Annotated in this window: 16 protein-coding genes; 7 read left to right on the top strand and 9 right to left on the bottom strand. The window is 58.0% G+C overall.

What is annotated here, in order from left to right:
• The 3 genes from carB to AACV31_RS19640 all read left to right on the top strand — a co-directional run bounded on the left by carB (position 1) and on the right by AACV31_RS19640 (position 4615).
• On the top strand, positions 1–3225 hold the full coding sequence (gene carB / locus AACV31_RS19630; RefSeq protein WP_075197763.1) for a carbamoyl-phosphate synthase large subunit: 3225 nt from the start codon (positions 1–3) through the stop codon (positions 3223–3225).
• Between the two features lie 159 nt (positions 3226–3384).
• Positions 3385–4248 carry a hypothetical protein gene (locus AACV31_RS19635; RefSeq protein ID WP_165155884.1) on the top strand — a complete coding sequence of 288 codons (864 nt, stop codon included), beginning with the start codon at positions 3385–3387 and terminating at the stop codon, positions 4246–4248.
• Between the two features lie 133 nt (positions 4249–4381).
• Positions 4382–4615 carry a YgdI/YgdR family lipoprotein gene (locus tag AACV31_RS19640; RefSeq protein ID WP_007701022.1) on the top strand — a complete coding sequence of 78 codons (234 nt, stop codon included), beginning with the start codon at positions 4382–4384 and terminating at the stop codon, positions 4613–4615.
• A gap of 59 nt (positions 4616–4674) precedes the next feature.
• Here the strand turns inward: AACV31_RS19640 and AACV31_RS19645 are convergent, their stop codons facing one another.
• Positions 4675–5061 carry a putative T6SS immunity periplasmic lipoprotein gene (locus AACV31_RS19645; RefSeq protein ID WP_165155886.1) on the bottom strand — a complete coding sequence of 129 codons (387 nt, stop codon included), beginning with the start codon at positions 5059–5061 and terminating at the stop codon, positions 4675–4677.
• A 173-nt stretch (positions 5062–5234) separates the two neighbouring features.
• Between AACV31_RS19645 and kefF the strand changes: the two genes are divergently transcribed.
• Both kefF and kefC read left to right on the top strand, forming a co-directional pair.
• Positions 5235–5765 (top strand): glutathione-regulated potassium-efflux system oxidoreductase KefF, encoded by a 531-nt coding sequence (gene kefF, locus AACV31_RS19650; protein WP_105538880.1) that lies wholly within the window; start codon positions 5235–5237, stop codon positions 5763–5765.
• Positions 5758–7620 (top strand): glutathione-regulated potassium-efflux system protein KefC, encoded by a 1863-nt coding sequence (kefC, locus tag AACV31_RS19655; protein WP_165155888.1) that lies wholly within the window; start codon positions 5758–5760, stop codon positions 7618–7620. The genes kefF and kefC overlap by 8 nt, the downstream gene beginning before the upstream one ends.
• Positions 7621–7671: 51 nt before the next feature.
• Here kefC and AACV31_RS19660 read toward each other — a convergent pair whose 3' ends face one another.
• Positions 7672–8286, bottom strand: coding sequence for a LysE family transporter (locus AACV31_RS19660; protein ID WP_012815261.1), 615 nt, complete (start codon positions 8284–8286; stop codon positions 7672–7674).
• A 264-nt stretch (positions 8287–8550) separates the two neighbouring features.
• Between AACV31_RS19660 and folA the strand changes: the two genes are divergently transcribed.
• Positions 8551–9030: a type 3 dihydrofolate reductase gene (gene folA / locus AACV31_RS19665; protein WP_165155890.1), complete on the top strand. Its 480-nt coding sequence runs from the start codon at positions 8551–8553 to the stop codon at positions 9028–9030.
• 278 nt (positions 9031–9308) lie between these two features.
• Here folA and apaH read toward each other — a convergent pair whose 3' ends face one another.
• Genes apaH through lptD form a run of 6 tightly spaced genes read right to left on the bottom strand, consistent with a single transcriptional unit; the run spans position 9309 to position 16061 of the window.
• Positions 9309–10160 (bottom strand): bis(5'-nucleosyl)-tetraphosphatase (symmetrical) ApaH, encoded by an 852-nt coding sequence (gene apaH / locus AACV31_RS19670; RefSeq protein WP_075197758.1) that lies wholly within the window; start codon positions 10158–10160, stop codon positions 9309–9311.
• A 4-nt stretch (positions 10161–10164) separates the two neighbouring features.
• Positions 10165–10542, bottom strand: a complete 378-nt coding sequence (gene apaG / locus AACV31_RS19675; protein WP_007764350.1) for a Co2+/Mg2+ efflux protein ApaG — start codon at positions 10540–10542, stop codon at positions 10165–10167.
• 2 nt (positions 10543–10544) lie between these two features.
• Positions 10545–11366 (bottom strand): 16S rRNA (adenine(1518)-N(6)/adenine(1519)-N(6))-dimethyltransferase RsmA, encoded by an 822-nt coding sequence (rsmA, locus tag AACV31_RS19680; protein WP_007764351.1) that lies wholly within the window; start codon positions 11364–11366, stop codon positions 10545–10547.
• Positions 11363–12358, bottom strand: a complete 996-nt coding sequence (gene pdxA, locus AACV31_RS19685) for a 4-hydroxythreonine-4-phosphate dehydrogenase PdxA (protein WP_161589709.1) — start codon at positions 12356–12358, stop codon at positions 11363–11365. Before pdxA ends, rsmA begins: the two co-directional genes overlap by 4 nt.
• Positions 12358–13644 carry a peptidylprolyl isomerase SurA gene (gene surA / locus AACV31_RS19690; RefSeq protein ID WP_007764354.1) on the bottom strand — a complete coding sequence of 429 codons (1287 nt, stop codon included), beginning with the start codon at positions 13642–13644 and terminating at the stop codon, positions 12358–12360. The genes pdxA and surA overlap by 1 nt, the downstream gene beginning before the upstream one ends.
• A 53-nt stretch (positions 13645–13697) precedes the next feature.
• Entirely contained in the window at positions 13698–16061 is a 2364-nt protein-coding gene (lptD, locus tag AACV31_RS19695; protein WP_165155892.1) for an LPS assembly protein LptD, read from the bottom strand.
• Positions 16062–16244: 183 nt separating this feature from the next.
• Here lptD and djlA point away from each other — a divergent pair, with 183 nt between their 5' ends.
• A complete protein-coding gene (gene djlA, locus AACV31_RS19700) occupies positions 16245–17057 on the top strand; it encodes a co-chaperone DjlA (RefSeq protein WP_032804270.1) in 813 nt (270 codons plus the stop codon).
• 68 nt (positions 17058–17125) lie between these two features.
• On the opposite strand, the gene rluA is transcribed toward djlA, so the two are convergent.
• Entirely contained in the window at positions 17126–17782 is a 657-nt protein-coding gene (rluA, locus tag AACV31_RS19705) for a bifunctional tRNA pseudouridine(32) synthase/23S rRNA pseudouridine(746) synthase RluA (RefSeq protein WP_007765052.1), read from the bottom strand.
• Between the last annotated feature and the right edge of the window lie 5 nt (positions 17783–17787).

Consider the following 17787-nt stretch of genomic DNA (forward strand, 5'->3'; position numbering starts at 1 on the left):
ATGCCAAAACGTACAGATATTAAAAGCATCCTGATTCTTGGCGCAGGCCCGATTGTGATCGGCCAGGCGTGCGAATTCGACTACTCCGGCGCCCAGGCGTGTAAAGCGCTGCGCGAAGAGGGTTACCGCGTCATTCTGGTGAACTCCAACCCGGCGACGATCATGACCGACCCGGAGATGGCCGATGCAACGTACATTGAGCCGATCCACTGGGAAGTGGTGCGTAAAATCATTGAAAAAGAGCGCCCGGATGCGGTGCTGCCGACCATGGGCGGCCAGACGGCGCTTAACTGCGCGCTGGAGCTGGAGCGTCAGGGCGTGCTGGCCGAGTTCGGCGTAACCATGATTGGCGCGACCGCCGATGCGATTGATAAAGCCGAAGACCGCCGCCGTTTTGACGTCGCGATGAAGAAAATCGGCCTCGACACCGCGCGCTCTGGCATCGCGCACAATATGGACGAAGCGCTGGCGGTCGCGGCGGATGTCGGTTATCCGTGCATTATTCGCCCGTCGTTCACCATGGGCGGCACCGGCGGCGGCATTGCGTATAACCGCGAAGAGTTCGAAGAGATCTGCGCCCGCGGCCTGGATCTCTCGCCGACCAAAGAGCTGCTGATTGATGAATCGCTGATCGGCTGGAAAGAGTACGAGATGGAAGTGGTGCGTGATAAAAACGACAACTGCATCATCGTCTGCTCGATTGAAAACTTCGACGCCATGGGCATCCATACCGGCGACTCCATCACCGTCGCGCCTGCCCAGACGCTGACCGACAAAGAATATCAAATCATGCGTAACGCCTCGATGGCGGTGCTGCGTGAAATCGGCGTGGAAACCGGCGGCTCCAACGTGCAGTTTGCGGTGAACCCGAAAAACGGCCGTCTGATTGTTATCGAAATGAACCCGCGCGTGTCGCGCTCCTCGGCGCTGGCCTCCAAAGCGACCGGCTTCCCGATTGCCAAAGTGGCGGCGAAACTGGCGGTGGGTTACACCCTTGATGAGCTGATGAACGACATCACCGGCGGCCGTACCCCGGCGTCGTTCGAGCCGTCCATCGACTACGTGGTCACCAAAATCCCGCGCTTTAACTTCGAGAAATTCGCCGGCGCCAACGACCGCCTGACCACCCAGATGAAATCGGTGGGCGAAGTGATGGCGATTGGCCGCACCCAGCAGGAGTCGATGCAGAAAGCGCTGCGCGGCCTGGAAGTGGGCGCGACCGGTTTTGACCCGAAAGTGAGCCTTGACGACCCGGAAGCGCTGACCAAAATCCGCCGCGAGCTGAAAGACGCGGGCGCCGAGCGTATCTGGTACATCGCCGATGCCTTCCGCGCCGGTCTGTCGGTAGACGGCGTGTTTAACCTGACCAATATCGACCGCTGGTTCCTGGTGCAGATTGAAGAGCTGGTGCGCCTCGAAGAGCAGGTGGCCGAGCAAGGCATTAACGGCCTCAGCGCCGATTTCCTGCGTATGCTCAAACGTAAAGGCTTTGCGGATGCGCGTCTCGCGAAACTCGCGGGCGTCAGCGAATCGGAAATCCGTAAACTGCGCGAGCAATACAAGCTGCACCCGGTCTACAAGCGTGTAGATACCTGCGCGGCGGAGTTCTCGACCGACACCGCCTACATGTACTCCACCTATGAAGAAGAGTGCGAAGCCAACCCGAACCAGGATCGCGAAAAAATCATGGTGCTGGGCGGCGGGCCGAACCGTATCGGCCAGGGCATTGAGTTCGACTACTGCTGCGTACACGCCGCGCTCGCGCTGCGCGAAGACGGTTACGAAACCATTATGGTCAACTGCAACCCGGAAACCGTCTCCACCGACTACGACACCTCCGACCGTCTCTACTTCGAGCCGGTGACGCTGGAAGATGTGCTGGAAATCGTGCGTATCGAGAAACCGAAAGGCGTTATCGTGCAGTACGGCGGCCAGACCCCGCTGAAACTGGCGCGCGCGCTGGAAGCGGCAGGCGTGCCGGTCATCGGCACCAGCCCGGACGCTATCGACCGCGCGGAAGACCGCGAGCGCTTCCAGCAGGCGGTAGATCGCCTGAAGCTCAAGCAACCGGCGAACGCCACCGTAACCGCGATTGAAATGGCCGTTGAGAAAGCGAAAGAGATTGGCTACCCGCTGGTGGTGCGCCCGTCTTACGTACTGGGTGGTCGCGCGATGGAAATCGTCTACGACGAAGTCGATCTGCGTCGCTACTTCCAGACGGCGGTCAGCGTCTCCAACGACGCGCCGGTGCTGCTGGACCGCTTCCTGGATGACGCCGTCGAAGTGGATGTCGACGCCATCTGCGACGGCGAAATGGTGCTGATTGGCGGCATTATGGAGCACATCGAACAGGCGGGCGTGCACTCCGGCGACTCCGCGTGCTCTCTGCCAGCGTATACCTTAAGCCAGGAGATTCAGGACGTAATGCGCCAGCAGGTGCAGAAACTGGCCTTTGAACTCCAGGTGCGCGGCCTGATGAACGTCCAGTTCGCCGTGAAAGATAACGAAGTGTATCTGATTGAAGTAAACCCACGCGCCGCGCGTACCGTGCCGTTCGTCTCCAAAGCCACCGGCGTGCCGCTGGCGAAAGTGGCGGCGCGCGTCATGGCGGGCAAAACGCTGAGCGAGCAGGGCGTCACCAAAGAGATCATCCCGCCGTACTACTCGGTGAAAGAAGTGGTGCTGCCGTTCAACAAATTCCCGGGCGTCGACCCGCTGCTGGGGCCGGAAATGCGCTCCACCGGCGAAGTCATGGGCGTGGGCCGCACCTTCGCAGAGGCGTTCGCCAAAGCGCAGCTCGGCAGCAACTCCACCATGAAGAAACAGGGCCGCGCGCTGCTCTCGGTGCGTGAAGGCGATAAAGAGCGCGTGGTGGATCTCGCCGCCAAGCTGCTGAAATACGGCTTCGAGCTGGATGCGACCCACGGCACCGCCATTGTGCTGGGCGAGGCAGGCATTAACCCGCGCCTGGTGAACAAAGTGCATGAAGGCCGTCCGCACATTCAGGACCGTATCAAGAATGGCGAATACACCTACATCATCAACACCACCGCAGGCCGCCAGGCGATTGAAGACTCTAAGCTGATTCGCCGCAGCGCGCTGCAGTACAAAGTGCATTACGACACCACGCTGAACGGCGGCTTCGCCACCGCGATGGCGCTGAACGCCGACGCCACCGAAAAGGTGACGTCCGTTCAGGAGATGCACGCGCAAATCACGAAGTAACACGACATGAGTGAGCCCAAAGCCAGCGTAAGCTGGCTTTTTTTATTGGCACCCCCCTAAATTTAATAGCCAATTAGTTTTTCACTCCTGCGTAACCATCCGTTACCCTTCAGGCTGTCTCGTTTACCGACTTCCCGGTTCACGTTTAAGGAGAAACACGTGTTAAAAAAAGTCCTGCTTCTGGGTGCCTGTCTGACATTAGCCGCCTGCTTTGGCGGTGGTGACAGCAAAGAGTTCCTGATTGACAACCCGACAAATAAACCGCTGGCGATTTCGGTAGACGATCAAAAAATCACGCTGCCGGCAGAGCAATCACAAACGATCAAACTGGACGCGGGCCAGCATACGCTGACGCTTGAGAATGGCGACAAGGTAAAATTCAGCGTCTTTAGCGCGATGCCTCGCTCGGGCGTGAGCGGTCTTATCAACCCGACCCGTACCCGTTACATCTACGTGATACAAAAATACCTGGCGGAAGGGGTAACACCGTCCAGTGAAAACGGCGATGTTCACACCCTGACGATTGACGGGCAGACCGTGACCGGCCCGTTTGAAGATATGGGCAACGGGCTGTTTATCGATAATTTTACGAAAGAGTGGGAGCTGAACCCGACTGAACCTTTCCCGGAATCGATGTCATCGACGTCCGCGGATAACTACAAGACCAAACTTTTCCGTACCGAAGAGTTTAAGGACTATTACAACAATCAGTTTTCGCCATCCGTGGAATACACTGAAAATATGCGTATCACGGAGTCGCGTTATCAGCCGCCTGCCATCACCGCGCAGTTTACGTCGCCTGAGCTTCAGCAAAACCTGAATGAAGCCACCAAGATTTATAATGACTTTATTCACGCCGAATCGGCAGGCGACCAAAAAGATCTGCTCAAAGCGTTCGACAAACAGAACCGCGAGAAATGGCGCAACCCTAAAGCGGGCGGTGAAGAATTGACCCGTTATTTTGAGGTCATGACCAACCTGAATCACACCATGATGAGCTCCATTCTGGAGCTGAAGCAGTAACATCTGACCGCCGGGCGTCTGCGTCTCAGGATGCCCGGCCTCAGAACCTTCTGTATTTCCATCTGTTATCAGTAAGTTAATCTAAAATAATAAAGTAAGTCATTAAAACACACTGAAAGCAGGGGAGAACACCATGCGATCGAAACTACTGATAACCTCCATTTTTGCTGCCGCTACACTGTTTACCGTGGCGGGCTGTTCATCCAATCAGGCCGTCAAAACCACCGATGGCAAGACCGTAGTCACCGACGGCAAGCCGGAAGTCGATAGCGATACCGGGCTGGTTTCTTATAAAAACGCCCAGACCGGACAGACTGAGCAGATTAACCGCGACCAGGTGAAATCCATGAGCGAACTGGATAACTAACCGCCGCGTTAATTATCCTCACGCCTTAAAAGACGGATGCTGATGCATCCGTTTTTGTTTTATTGCTTGTGCTCAATCGCTATCTCACCGCCCGATGCCAACACTGTAAATCCATGTGTGACGTAGTGATGCGATGACGTATCCACCGATACGCTGTACGTTTTGCCCTCGACAAAGTGAAACCCCTCCAGCGCCTGCGCGCAGCGATGCGCGTCCAGCATTAACGTGCTGTATGCCAGGTTCTTGATATAAACCTCTTTTTGCGCCTCGTAGCTCCATACCCTGACACGCAGGATCTTTTCCGGCGCAGGCACGATCTCTTCATCCACGGCGACGCAGAGCCGTTCATCGACGAGGTTAACCTCCGCAGGCAAAAAAGGAACGCGATCCCCGAGGGGGCAACCTGAGAGCAGAAATACAAAAAGGGGAATAACGGTTTTTTTCATAGGGGCAGTCCTGTGCCAGCGTCAATTAAGACACATTATGCCTGCCGGTAAGCCGTAGCAAACCTGCTAACTTTCATCACCGCCCAATACCCCTGCGGATTGTCCCTGTAAGCGCGCCCGTTAACTGGCTACACTCATTGCATTCCCACGGTGGGCAGGACACAGGCAAGGTTATGATTTTAATTATTTATGCGCACCCCTATCCGCATCACTCCCACGCCAACCGGCGGATGCTGGAGCATGTGCAGGGGCTGGACGATGTCGAAGTACGCTCGCTTTATCAGCTTTATCCCGATTTCAACATCAACGTGCCCGCCGAGCAGGAGGCGCTGGCGCGAGCCGAACTCATCGTCTGGCAGCATCCGATGCAGTGGTACAGCGTGCCGCCGCTTTTCAAACTCTGGATAGACAAAGTGTTATCGCACGGCTGGGCTTATGGCAAAGGCGGAACGGCGCTCAGAGGGAAAAGCGTGCTGTGGGCCGTGACGACCGGCGGCGATAAACACCATTTTGATACTGGCGACCATCCGGGTTTCGACGTCCTCGCGCAGCCCTTACAGGCGACCGCGCTCTATTGCGGCCTGAACTGGCTGGCGCCCTATGCGATGCACCGCACCTTTGTCTGCGATGACGAAACGCTCGAAGGCAAAGCACGGGAATATCAGAAACGCTTAACGGACTGGCAGGAGCGTCATCATGGATAGTCATACGTTGATTCAGGCGCTGATCTACCTCGGGTCGGCCGCGCTGATTGTGCCTGTCGCGGTGCGTCTTGGGCTTGGCTCGGTGCTGGGATATCTGATTGCAGGCGGGCTGATCGGCCCGTGGGGACTACGGTTGGTGACGGACGCGCAGGCTATCCTGCATTTTGCGGAGATTGGCGTGGTGCTGATGCTGTTTGTGATTGGCCTTGAGCTCGATCCGCAGCGGCTGTGGAAACTGCGCGCCTCGGTCTTCGGCGGCGGCGCATTGCAGATGGGCGCGTGCGGCCTGCTGCTCGGCGGCTTTTGCGTGGCGCTCGGGCTGCGCTGGCAGGTGGCGCTGCTGATTGGCCTGACGCTCGCGCTCTCCTCCACGGCCATCGCCATGCAGGCGATGAACGAGCGTAACCTGACGGCGTCGCAAATGGGGCGCAGCGCCTTTGCCGTGCTGCTGTTCCAGGATATCGCCGCGATCCCGCTGGTGGCGATGATCCCGCTGCTGGCCGCGAGCGGCGAAGCGACAACCGCCAGCGCGTTTTTCCTCTCGGCGCTGAAAGTCGTCGGCGCGCTGGCGCTGGTGGTGTTGCTCGGACGTTTTGTGGCGCGACCGGCGCTGCGCTTTGTGGCGCGCTCCGGACTTCGCGAAGTCTTCAGCGCCGTGGCGCTGTTTCTGGTGTTCGGCTTCGGGCTGCTGCTGGAAGAGGCCGGGCTGTCGATGGCGATGGGCGCGTTTCTGGCGGGCGTGCTGCTGGCAAGCTCCGAATACCGGCATGCGCTGGAGAGCGATATCGAGCCGTTCAAAGGGCTGCTGCTGGGTCTCTTTTTTATCGGCGTCGGGATGTCGATTGATTTCGGTACGCTGGTGGCGCATCCGCTGCGCGTGCTTACGCTCCTGTTCGGCTTTCTGATTATCAAAACCGTGACGCTGTGGCTTATCGCAAAACCGCTGAAGGTGCCGGGCCGCCAGCGGCGCTGGTTTGCGGCGCTGTTAGGGCAGGGGAGCGAATTCGCGTTCGTGATTTTCGGCGCGGCGCGCAGCGCCGAGGTGCTGGATGCCGAATGGGCGAAGGCGCTGACGCTCGCGGTCGCGCTTTCGATGGCCGCGACGCCGCTGTTGCTGGTGTTGTTAACCCGCCTTGAGAAAGCGGGCCAGCAGCAGGCGCGTGAAGCCGATGAAATTGATGAAGAGCAGCCGCGGGTGATCATCGCGGGCTTTGGGCGCTTCGGGCAGATCGCCGGACGTTTGCTGCTCTCCAGCGGCGTGAAGATGGTGGTTCTCGATCACGATCCGGATCACATCGAAACGCTGCGCAAATTCGGCATGAAGGTGTTTTACGGCGACGCGACCCGCGTCGATTTGCTGGAATCGGCTGGGGTGGCGAAAGCCGAAGTGCTTATTAACGCCATTGACGATCCGCAGGCGAATTTACAGCTGACGGAGCTGGTGCAGACGCACTTCCCGCAGGTGCGGATTATTGCCCGCGCCCGCGACGTCGATCACTACATTCGCCTGCGTCAGGCGGGTGTGGTGCAGCCGGAGCGTGAAACGTTCGAAGGCGCGCTGCGTGTAGGGCGTATGGCGCTGGAAGAGCTGGGCATCGGGAGTTACGAAGCGCGCGAGCGCGCCGACCTGTTCCGCTGCTACAACCAGCAGATGGTGGACGAAATGGCCGAAGGCGACAACGATACCACGGCGCGCGCCGCCACCTTCAAGCGCACCAGCGCGATGCTGACGGAAATCATCAGCGAAGACCGCGCGCATCTGTCGTTGATCCAGCGCCACGGCTGGCAGGGCACACAGGAGGGCAAGCACACCGGCGATGACGCCGACGAGCCGGAAGTGAAACCGCAGCCATAAAAAAACGCCCCGTCCGGGGCGTTTTCTTTTGCGCGAAGGCAGGGCGCGGCGTTAGCTCAGCGCCACTTTGATGCCGAGCGCCAGCAGCATGCCGCCCAGCAGTTTATCGATCACCTTCTGCGCTTTGGTCAGGCCGCGGCGCACCGGCTGGCTCTGAATCAACAAGACCAGCAGCGGCCACCAGACCAGCGTCAGGGCGACGATAATGCCCGCGTACCAGAGTTTTTCCATCAGGCCGGAATTCACATTCAGCACCTGAGTGAACATCGCCAGGAAGAACAGCGTGGCTTTAGGGTTCAGCAGGTTGCAGAGATAGCCCTGAATAAACGCTTTTTTCAGCGAGGTGCTCTCCTGCGCCACGCCATCCAGCGCCAGGCTGGTGGTGCCACGCGCCAGCAGCGCATTAATGCCAAGCCAGACCAGATACGCCGCGCCGACATATTTCAGCGCGCCGAAAAGCCAGGGCGTCGTGGTGATGACCACCGCGATACCCGCCACGCAGTAAGTCATGTGCGTCACGACGCCTGCGATAACGCCGGCGGCCGTCATCATCGCGGCGCTGCGCGGATAGCGCGCGGCGTTTTTGATAACCAGAAAGAAATCGGGGCCCGGCGACAGCATGCCCAGCGCCGCAATGGTGGCAACGAAAAGGGTGGTTTCCAGCATGGTCAATCCTCACATCAACAAGCGCGCACTATAAAGCATTCAGCGCATTTTGACATCTGTCGCCGCAGGCGACACGGCGGCTTTACGCCGGTGTAAAGACGAAACGCGTTTGGTTTCAGTCGCATAACGCAGCGGCGAAAAAAGCTGCATCGTGCCCTGCACAGCAGAACAAAAAAAATTCTCTGCCTGGTTCGGGTCGCCAGTCGACTAAAGATTGCGCTTTCCGTATAGTGGCGGCAATTTTTTATATCTGGGAAATTATCAATGATCAGTCTGATTGCGGCTTTAGCGGTGGATCGCGTGATTGGTATGGAAAACGCCATGCCGTGGGACCTCCCTGCCGATCTCGCCTGGTTTAAACGTAACACGCTTAGCAAACCGGTTATCATGGGTCGTCTGACCTGGGAATCGATCGGCCGCCCGTTGCCGGGCCGTAAAAATATCGTGCTCAGCAGCCGTCCGGGCGACGACGACCGCGTGGTGTGGGTGCGCTCTGTTGAGGAAGCGTTACAGGCCTGCGGCGATGCCGAAGAGGTCATGGTGATCGGTGGCGGTCGCGTTTACGAGCAGTTCCTGCCGCGCGCGCAGCGTCTTTATCTCACCCATATCGATGCCGAAGTGGAAGGCGACACCCATTTTCCGGATTACGAGCCGGACGAGTGGCAGTCGGTGTTCAGCGAATTCCATGACGCCGATGAGAAGAACTCACACAGCTATTGTTTCGAGATCCTGGAGCGCCGTTAATCCGCGTTCGGGATGACGGTTAAGTCGAAAAAGCGGATGCGCATGGCGTGTCCGCTTTTTTTATGGGTCTGCGACGGCGGGTGCGCGTGGCTTACCCGCCCTACGGGGATGGTGATGATAAAAGGTAGGGTGGATAGATGAAAGGTAGGGTGGATAAGCGAAGCGCATCCACCTTTTATATGGCGGGTGCGTGTGCTTACCCGCCCTACGGGGATGGTGGTGAGAAAAGGTAGGGTGGATAAGCGAAGCGCATCCACCTTTTTACAGAGAAAACCCGGTCAGGACGCGATGGCCGCTTTGTCTTCGTCGCCGTCGGTCTGACGATTAGAGTGCTGCGTGAACACCGCTTTATCTTCCCAGCGCAGGCAGGTCAGCGTACCGCCCCAGCAGCAGCCGGTATCCAGACCGTAGATGTTTTCCGGCGTGCCTTTACCTTCCAGCGACGCCCAGTGCCCGAAGACAATGGCGTACTCCTGCGCCACGGGGCCTGGGATCGCGAACCACGGTTTCAGCGGTGCCGGCGCGCTTTCCGGGCTCTCTTTGCAATACATGTCAAGCTGGCCGTTCGGGAAGCAATAACGCATCCGCGTCAACGCGTTCGAGATAAAGCGCAGGCGCGCAAGGCCCGTCAGTTCTGTTGACCAGTTGTTCGGCATATCGCCGTACATCGCATCAAGGAACAACGGGTAACTGTCACTCGCCAGCACCGCCTCGACATCGCGTGCGCACGCCTGAGCGGTGGCGAGATCCCACTGCGGCGTAATGCCTGCGTGGGCCATCACCAGCTTTTTCTCTTCATCCACTTGTAACAGCGGCTGACGGCGCAGCCAGTTGAGAAGCTCGTCGGCATCCGGCGCTTCAAGCAGCGGCGTGACTCGGTCTTTCGGTTTATTGCGGCTGATGCCTGCGAAAACCGCCAGCAGATGCAGATCGTGGTTCCCCAGCACCATGCGGACGGAATCGCCGAGCGAACGCACGTAGCGCAGCACTTCCAGCGAGCCGGGACCGCGGGCCACCAGATCGCCGGTCAGCCACAGCGTATCCTGGCCTGGTGTAAAGTCGACCTGCTGTAACAGCGCGACCAGTTCATCGTAGCAACCATGAACGTCGCCAATCAGATATGTAGACATGGTATTAATGGATCAGTGTGGGAACGGCGAGGCGGAAAACCGGGATATCAAGGTGAAAACCGTTGCCCTGATCGTCCACCATCTCGTAGTGGCCCTGCATCGTGCCGAACGGCGTTTCAATAACTGCGCCGCTGGTGTACTGGTATTCGCCGCCGGGCTGGATGTGAGGCTGAACCCCTACCACGCCTTCACCCTGGACTTCGGTCTCTTTACCGTTGCCGTTGGTGATAAGCCAGTAGCGGCCCAGCAGCTGAACAGGCGTTCGCCCCAGATTGCGGACAGTGACGGTATAGGCAAAGACGAAACGCTCATCTTCAGGTGAAGACTGGGCCTCGATATAAACACTTTGAACCTGTACGCAAACGCGGGGTGAATCAACCATGTTTAGCTCTCCTTCGAGGGCGGATTATCGGCTAAATAATTCGCCATCTGGCAATACTGCGCAACAGAAATATTCTCGGCGCGCATGGCCGGGTCGACGCCCAGCGAGACCAGCACGTCAGGGGTGAACACATTGCCGAGGCTGTTACGAATCGTTTTACGACGCTGGTTAAATGCTTCGGTGGTCAGACGGCTTAACAGACGCAGCTCTTTCACCGGGTGCGGCGGCGTGGCGTGCGGCACAAGGCGTACCACGGCGGAATCCACTTTAGGCGGCGGCGTAAAGGCGGTAGGCGGCACTTCGAGCACCGGGATCACATTGCAGAAATACTGCGCCATCACGCTTAAGCGACCATACGCCTTGCTGTTCGGCCCCGCAACCAGACGGTTGACCACCTCTTTTTGCAGCATAAAGTGCATGTCGGCAATCGCATCAGTATAGCTAAAGAGGTGGAACATCAGCGGCGTCGAGATGTTGTACGGCAGGTTACCGAACACGCGCAGCGGCTGGCCCATCTTCTGAGACAGTTCGCCGAAATCCATGGTCATGGCGTCCTGCTGATAAATCGTCAGCTTCGGGCCAAGGAACGGATGCGTTTGCAGGCGCGCCGCGAGATCGCGGTCCAGCTCAATAACGGTGAGCTGGTCGAGGCGTTCGCCGACCGGCTCGGTTAATGCGGCAAGGCCCGGACCGATTTCTACCATCGCCTGGCCTTTTTGTGGGTTAATTGCAGAGACGATGCTGTCTATAACGAACTGATCGTTAAGAAAGTTTTGCCCGAAGCGTTTGCGGGCTAAATGGCCCTGATGGACTCGATTATTCATTGATTCTTACTGTTCACAATCATGCTGATGGCGAGATTAAGCGCCGTAATAAAACTGCCGACGCTGGCGTTTCCGGATCCTGCCAGCTCCAGCGCGGTGCCGTGATCGACCGACGTGCGGATAAAGGGCAGGCCGAGCGTAATGTTCACCGCGCGGCCAAATCCCTGGTATTTTAGCACGGGCAGGCCCTGATCGTGGTACATCGCCAGCACCGCATCGGCGTTTTCGAGGTATTTGGGCTGGAAAAGGGTATCGGCGGGGAGCGGACCGGTCAGACGCATCCCTTTCGCGCGCATCGCTTCCAGCACGGGGATAATCGTGTCGATCTCCTCAGTGCCCATATGACCGCCTTCGCCTGCGTGCGGGTTCAGGCCGCAGACCAGCACGTGCGGGTTCGCGATACCAAATTTGCTTTGCAGGTCGTGGTGCAGCGTAGTGAGGATATGGCGCAGGAGATCAGGGGTAATGGCGTCAGCCACCGCTTTCAGCGGCAGATGCGTGGTCACCAGGGCCACGCGCAGCGCTTCGGTGGCGAGCATCATTACGACTTTTTCGCTACCACTGCGCGCTTCAAAAAACTCGGTATGGCCGGTAAACGGAATGCCTGCGTCGTTGATAATCCCTTTGTGCACCGGCCCGGTCACCAGCGCGTCGAATTCGCCGCAAAGACAGCCATCGCAGGCGCGCGCCAGCGTTTCCACCACGTAAAGGCCGTTCGCCGCATCCAGTGTGCCTGGAACGACAGGGGCTTTTAGCGTGACGGGCAGAAGCGTAAGCGTACCTGCCGCCTGAGGGGCGGCAGGTGTATCGGAAGAGAAGGGCAACAGCGTGAGCGGTAAGCCGAGCTGCGCCGCCCGCGCGGTGAGAAGCGCCGGGTCGGCGCAGACAACCAGTTGCGCAGGCCAGCTGTTCTGCGCCAGCGCGACAACCAGGTCGGGGCCAATCCCGGCGGGTTCGCCGGGCGTAATGACCACGCGGGGTGTTTTTACCATCAGTTGCTCAGAATTTTCACGTAAGCGCTGGCGCGTTGTTCCTGCATCCAGGTCGCCGCTTCTTCGGAGAATTTGCGGTTAAACAGCATGCGGTAGGCGCGATCTTTCTGCGCCGCATCGGTGCGGTCAGATTTACGGGTATCCAGCAATTCGATCAGGTGCCAGCCGAAGGAGGAGTGCACCGGCGTGCTCATCTGGCCTTTGCTGAGGTTCATCAGCGCATCGCGGAAGGCCGGATCGTAAATGTCCGCCGCCGCCCAGCCGAGATCCCCGCCCTGGTTTGCGGAGCCCGGATCCTGAGAGAACTCACGCGCTGCCTGAGCAAACGTGGTTTTACCGCTCTTAATGTCCGCGGCGATCTCTTCAAGCTTCTGACGTGCCTGCTGATCGGTCATGATCGGCGACGGCTTCAGCAGAATGTGGCGCGCATGCACTTCGGTGACCGACACGGTCTGAGACTGGCCGCGCAGATCGTTAACTTTAATGATGTGGAAGCCGACGCCTGAACGAATCGGGCCAATCACGTCGCCTTTCTTCGCGGTGCTCAGCGCCTGAGCGAAGACGGAAGGCAGCTCCTGAATACGGCCCCAGCCCATCTGGCCGCCTTTCAGCGCCTGCTGATCAGCGGAATAGGTAATCGCAAGCTTACCGAAATCGCCGCCGTTACGCGCCTGATCGATAATCGAGCGCGCCTGGGCTTCCGCTTCGCTCACCTGATCGGCCGTCGGGTTTTCCGGCAGCGGGATCAGAATGTGGCTCAGGTTCAGCTCGGTGCTGGCGTCGTTCTGGTTGCCGACCTGCTCGGCCAGCGTTTCCACTTCCTGCGGCAGGATCGTGACGCGACGGCGCACTTCGTTATTGCGGACTTCAGAGATAATCATCTCTTTGCGGATTTGGGCGCGATAGGTGTTGTAGTTCAGACCATCATAGGCCAGACGGCTACGCATCTGATCGAGCGTCATGTTGTTTTGTTTGGCGATGTTAGCGATAGCCTGATCGAGCTGGTCGTCGCTGATTTTTACGCCCATTTTCTGGCCCATCTGCAACATTATCTGATCCATGATCAGACGTTCCAGAATCTGATGACGCAGCGTGCTGTCATCCGGGAGCTGCTGGCCTGCCTGGTTTGCGTTAAGCTTTACCGATTGCATGAGGCCATCAACGTCACTTTCCAGTACCACGCCGTTGTTCACGACGGCTGCAACTTTATCGACAACCTGCGGAGCAGCGAAGCTGGTATTCACCACCAGGGTGATACCGAGAAGCAGCGTTTTCCAGTTCTTCATACCTTTTCCATTTCGTTTAACCGCAAAGCGGAGGATGTTTCAAAATCTGAGCATTACATGGAGCGCTGATACGGCAGAATATTCGAGCGCAGCATCTGCTGAGTGCCGAGGCCGTAGTTGGAACTCAGGCCGCGCAGCTCAATGTTGAAGCCAATGACCTCGTCGTATTTGCTCTTATCAGTATCCCAGCCGTTGAGTTTCCGCTCATAACCGACGCGGATAGCATAACAGCAGGAGTTGTACTGCACGCCGAGCATCTGATCGGCCGCTTCGTTGGAGTTGGTATCGTAGTAATACGCGCCCACCACCGACCAGCGATCCACAATCGGCCAGCTCGCCGTCATGCCCACCTGATTAATACCGTCTTTATACTGTTCTGCCGTGGAATACGAAGGCAGCGTCGCCTGGATATACTCCGGGCTGGCGTAACGGTAGTTCAGCTGCACCACGCGATCGTCGTCGCGACGATATTCGATAACGCCGTTGCCGGTGGCGACGTTCGCGAGACGCGCGTCATACTGCACGCCGCCGCGCAGGCCCCAGCGATCGCTGATGCGCCAGTACGTGTCGCCCGCCCAGACCATCGAGCCCGTATCTTTGTTCTTCTCCCAGTTAATATCGTCATCGCCGGTACGGGACTGGGTGAAGTAGTAGATTTGACCTACAGAAACGTTAAAACGTTCAACGGAGGCGTCATCATAAATACGCGACGTGACGCCGGTCGTGACCTGATTTGCTGAGGCGATACGGTCCAGGCCGCCGTAGGTACGGTCGCGGAAGAGGCCCGAGTAGTCGGACTGCAGCAGCGAGGAGTCGTAGTTATTAATGGAACTCTGATCGCGGTAGGGCACGTAGAGATACTGCGCGCGCGGCTCCAGCGTCTGGGTAAAGCCGTCGCCGATAAGACCGGCGTCGCGCTCGAAGACCACCTTACCGTCGAGCTTAAACTGCGGCAGGACGCGGTTCACAGAGTCTTCCAGATTGTTCGCCGCTTCGTTATTGCCGCCGCGGTACGCGCGATAGCGGTCGAGATTATCCTGCTGATAGTGGGTCGCCAGCAGCTTCGCTTCGGCATTCAGGCTGCCCCAGTCGTTGGAGACCGGCAGGCTAATGGTCGGCTCAAGGTGCAGACGCGTAGCTTCCGGCAGGTTTTCGTTCACGTTGGTAAAGTGTACCGCCTGGGCATAGAGACGCGTGTCGAACGGCCCGACATCATTCTGGTAGAAGTTGACGTCAAGCTGCGGCTCGGCGCGGTAGGCGCTGCCGCGGCTGGCATCAAATACCTGGAACTGGAGCGCCGAGAGCGTCGCGTCGAAGTTTTCGACCGCATAACCGACGCTGAAAAACTGTCTGGCGTAACCGTCGGTGCTCGAGCCGTATTTGGAATTGAAATCGTTAAAGTAGCTCGTGTCGCTGACTTTGGTGTAGTTAACGTTAAAGCGCCACACCTGATCCATTACGCCGCCATGCTGCCAGTAAAACAGCCAGCGATGTTTGTCGCTCATCCCTGGATTTTCGTCCTGATAGACCTTATCGGACGGCAGATAGTCGAACTCCATCAGGCCCGCGCCTGCATGAGTCAGGTAGCGGAACTCGTTCTGCCACTGCACGTTGCCGCGTTTATGCATGTAGTGCGGCGTAATAGTGGCGTCAAAGTTCGGGGCGATGTTCCAGTAATACGGTAACGAGAACTCGAAGTAGTTGGTTTTGCTGTATTGCGCGTTCGGGATCAGGAAGCCTGAGCGGCGCTTGTCGCCGACCGGCAGCTGTAAATAGGGGCTGTAGAACACCGGCACCGGGCCGAGTTTAAAGCGCGCGTTCCAGATCTCGGCGACCTGCTCTTCGCGGTCGTGGATCACTTCGCTGCCGACCACGCTCCAGGTATCCGAGCCCGGCAAACAGGAGGTAAAGGAGCCGTTTTCCAGGATGGTGTAGCGGTTTTCGCCGCGCTGTTTCATCAGATCCGCTTTGCCGCGGCCCTGACGGCCCACCATCTGGTAATCACCTTTCCAGACGTTGGTATCTTTCGTGTTTAAATTCGCCCACGCTTTAGGACCTTTCAGGATGACCTGATTGTCATCATAGTGCACATTACCCAGGGCATCGACCGTGCGCACGGGCTCTGGCTGGCCTTCCGCTTGTTTCTGATGAAGCAGCACTTCATCCGCCTGCAGGCGACCATTACCTTGCTGAATATCCACATTACCGGTAAATACCGCATCGTCCGGGTAGTTACCTTTAGCGTGATCGGCGTTAATCGTCACCGGCAGCTGGTTGGTATCGCCCTGCACCAGAGGACGATTATAGGTGGGTATGCCAAGCTTACATTGAGAAGCAAGATCGGCAGCCATGCCTTGTTGGCTGTAAAGGGCTGTGCCAATCATGGTGGCCAGCAAGGTGGGAATACGTTTTTTCATACGAGTTATTCGTGGTTCCATCATCAATGGCTTCGCGTCGGCAAACGGTCAGAGACTAACTTACTCATCACTACAGCGCCAGTGTTATCCTGTCTGCTTTTCTGCCTGCCGGTTAGGCACCGCTTTGAATGGCAGGTATGATAAAGGAATTTCTGGCTGACGGCATGACCATTTGGGGAGTATATGCAGTATTGGGGAAAACTGGTTGGAGGGCTCACCGGGCTGCTGGTCGGCGGTGGAGTCTGGGGCGTCATCCTCGGCCTGGTGATAGGCCATATGATAGACAAAGCGCGCAGCCGCCGTACCGTCTGGTTCACCAGCCAGCAGGAACGTCAGTCGCTCTTCTTCGCCACCACGTTTGAGGTGATGGGACACCTGACCAAATCGAAAGGTCGTGTCACCGAGGCCGATATCCAGGTGGCGACGCAGTTTATGGATCGCATGAACCTGCACGGCGCGTCGCGAGACGCGGCCCGCAACGCGTTTCGCGTTGGCAAGGAGAATGACTATCCGCTGCGCGATAAAATGCGTCAGCTGCGCAGCGTCTGTTTCGGCCGCTTTGATCTGATTAGGATGTTTCTGGAAATTCAGATCCAGACCGCGTTCGCGGACGGCTCGTTGCACCCGAAAGAGCGCGACGTGCTGTACGTGATTGGCGAAGAGCTGGGGATTTCCCGCATGCAGTTTGATCAGTTCCTGCGCATGATGCAGGGCGGCGCGCAGTTCGGCGGCGGTCAGCAATCCTGGCACAACGGCGACACGCAGCAAGCCTCGCGCGGGCCGACGCTGGAAGACGCCTGCAACGTGCTGGGCGTGAAAACCACCGACGACGCCACGACCATCAAGCGCGCTTACCGTAAGCAGATGAGCGAACATCACCCTGACAAGCTGGTCGCCAAAGGGCTGCCGCCGCAGATGATGCAAATGGCGCAGCAGAAGGCGCAGGAAATCCAGAAAGCCTACGACATGATCAAGACGGCGAAAGGGTTTCGTTAAGCCTGTTTGAGGCCATAAAAAAGAGACGCGTTTGCGTCTCTTTTTATTTATGGGTTAACGAGCGCCATTCAGAAATCGGCTGGCGCCCGGAACGTCATCGGCGTGCCATAGGCCGGATGCGTAATCGTCAGCTGCTCGGCGTGCAGCAGCAAACGCGGCGCGCGGGCCAATGCCTCGGGTGTGGCGTAAAACTTATCGCCCAGGATTGGATGGCCGAGCGCCATCATATGCACGCGCAGCTGATGCGAACGCCCGGTAATCGGCCTGAGCAACACGCGGGCGGTATTATCGTCCGCGTACTCCAGCACGTCATACTCGGTTTGAGCCGCTTTGCCGGTTTCATAGCAGACCTTCTGCTTCGGCCGGTTCGGCCAGTCGCAAATCAGCGGTAAATCCACAACCCCTTGCGCTTTTTCCGGGTGCCCCCAGACGCGCGCCACGTAGTGCTTCTTCGGCTCGCGTTCGCGGAACTGTCGCTTGAGCTCACGCTCCGCGGCTTTGGTGAGCGCAACCGCAATCACCCCGCTGGTGGCCATATCCAGACGGTGTACCGACTCCGCATTCGGGAAATCGCGCTGAATGCGGGTCATCACGCTATCTTTATGCTCCTCAAGCCGTCCAGGCACAGAGAGCAGGCCGCTGGGTTTATTCACCACCATGATGTGCTCATCCTGATAAAGGATGAGCAGCCACGGATCTTGCGGCGGGTTGTAGGCGTCCAGCATATTTC

The organism is Cronobacter sp. EKM101R, from assembly GCF_963888145.1.
Classification (GTDB): Bacteria; Pseudomonadota; Gammaproteobacteria; order Enterobacterales; family Enterobacteriaceae; genus Cronobacter; species Cronobacter turicensis.

Excerpts from the sequence above, each read along its gene's own strand:
- kefC (WP_165155888.1), top strand. The coding sequence starts at position 5,758 with ATGGATAGTCATACGTTGATTCAGGCGCTGATCTACCTCGGGTCGGCC.
- pdxA (WP_161589709.1), bottom strand. The coding sequence starts at position 12,358 with ATGGTAAAAACACCCCGCGTGGTCATTACGCCCGGCGAACCCGCCGGG.
- kefF (WP_105538880.1), top strand. The coding sequence starts at position 5,235 with ATGATTTTAATTATTTATGCGCACCCCTATCCGCATCACTCCCACGCC.
- AACV31_RS19645 (WP_165155886.1), bottom strand. The coding sequence starts at position 5,061 with ATGAAAAAAACCGTTATTCCCCTTTTTGTATTTCTGCTCTCAGGTTGC.
- AACV31_RS19640 (WP_007701022.1), top strand. The coding sequence starts at position 4,382 with ATGCGATCGAAACTACTGATAACCTCCATTTTTGCTGCCGCTACACTG.
- lptD (WP_165155892.1), bottom strand. The coding sequence starts at position 16,061 with ATGAAAAAACGTATTCCCACCTTGCTGGCCACCATGATTGGCACAGCC.
- folA (WP_165155890.1), top strand. The coding sequence starts at position 8,551 with ATGATCAGTCTGATTGCGGCTTTAGCGGTGGATCGCGTGATTGGTATG.
- AACV31_RS19660 (WP_012815261.1), bottom strand. The coding sequence starts at position 8,286 with ATGCTGGAAACCACCCTTTTCGTTGCCACCATTGCGGCGCTGGGCATG.
- carB (WP_075197763.1), top strand. The coding sequence starts at position 1 with ATGCCAAAACGTACAGATATTAAAAGCATCCTGATTCTTGGCGCAGGC.
- apaG (WP_007764350.1), bottom strand. The coding sequence starts at position 10,542 with ATGGTTGATTCACCCCGCGTTTGCGTACAGGTTCAAAGTGTTTATATC.
- rsmA (WP_007764351.1), bottom strand. The coding sequence starts at position 11,366 with ATGAATAATCGAGTCCATCAGGGCCATTTAGCCCGCAAACGCTTCGGG.
- apaH (WP_075197758.1), bottom strand. The coding sequence starts at position 10,160 with ATGTCTACATATCTGATTGGCGACGTTCATGGTTGCTACGATGAACTG.
- djlA (WP_032804270.1), top strand. The coding sequence starts at position 16,245 with ATGCAGTATTGGGGAAAACTGGTTGGAGGGCTCACCGGGCTGCTGGTC.
- rluA (WP_007765052.1), bottom strand. The coding sequence starts at position 17,782 with ATGCTGGACGCCTACAACCCGCCGCAAGATCCGTGGCTGCTCATCCTT.
- surA (WP_007764354.1), bottom strand. The coding sequence starts at position 13,644 with ATGAAGAACTGGAAAACGCTGCTTCTCGGTATCACCCTGGTGGTGAAT.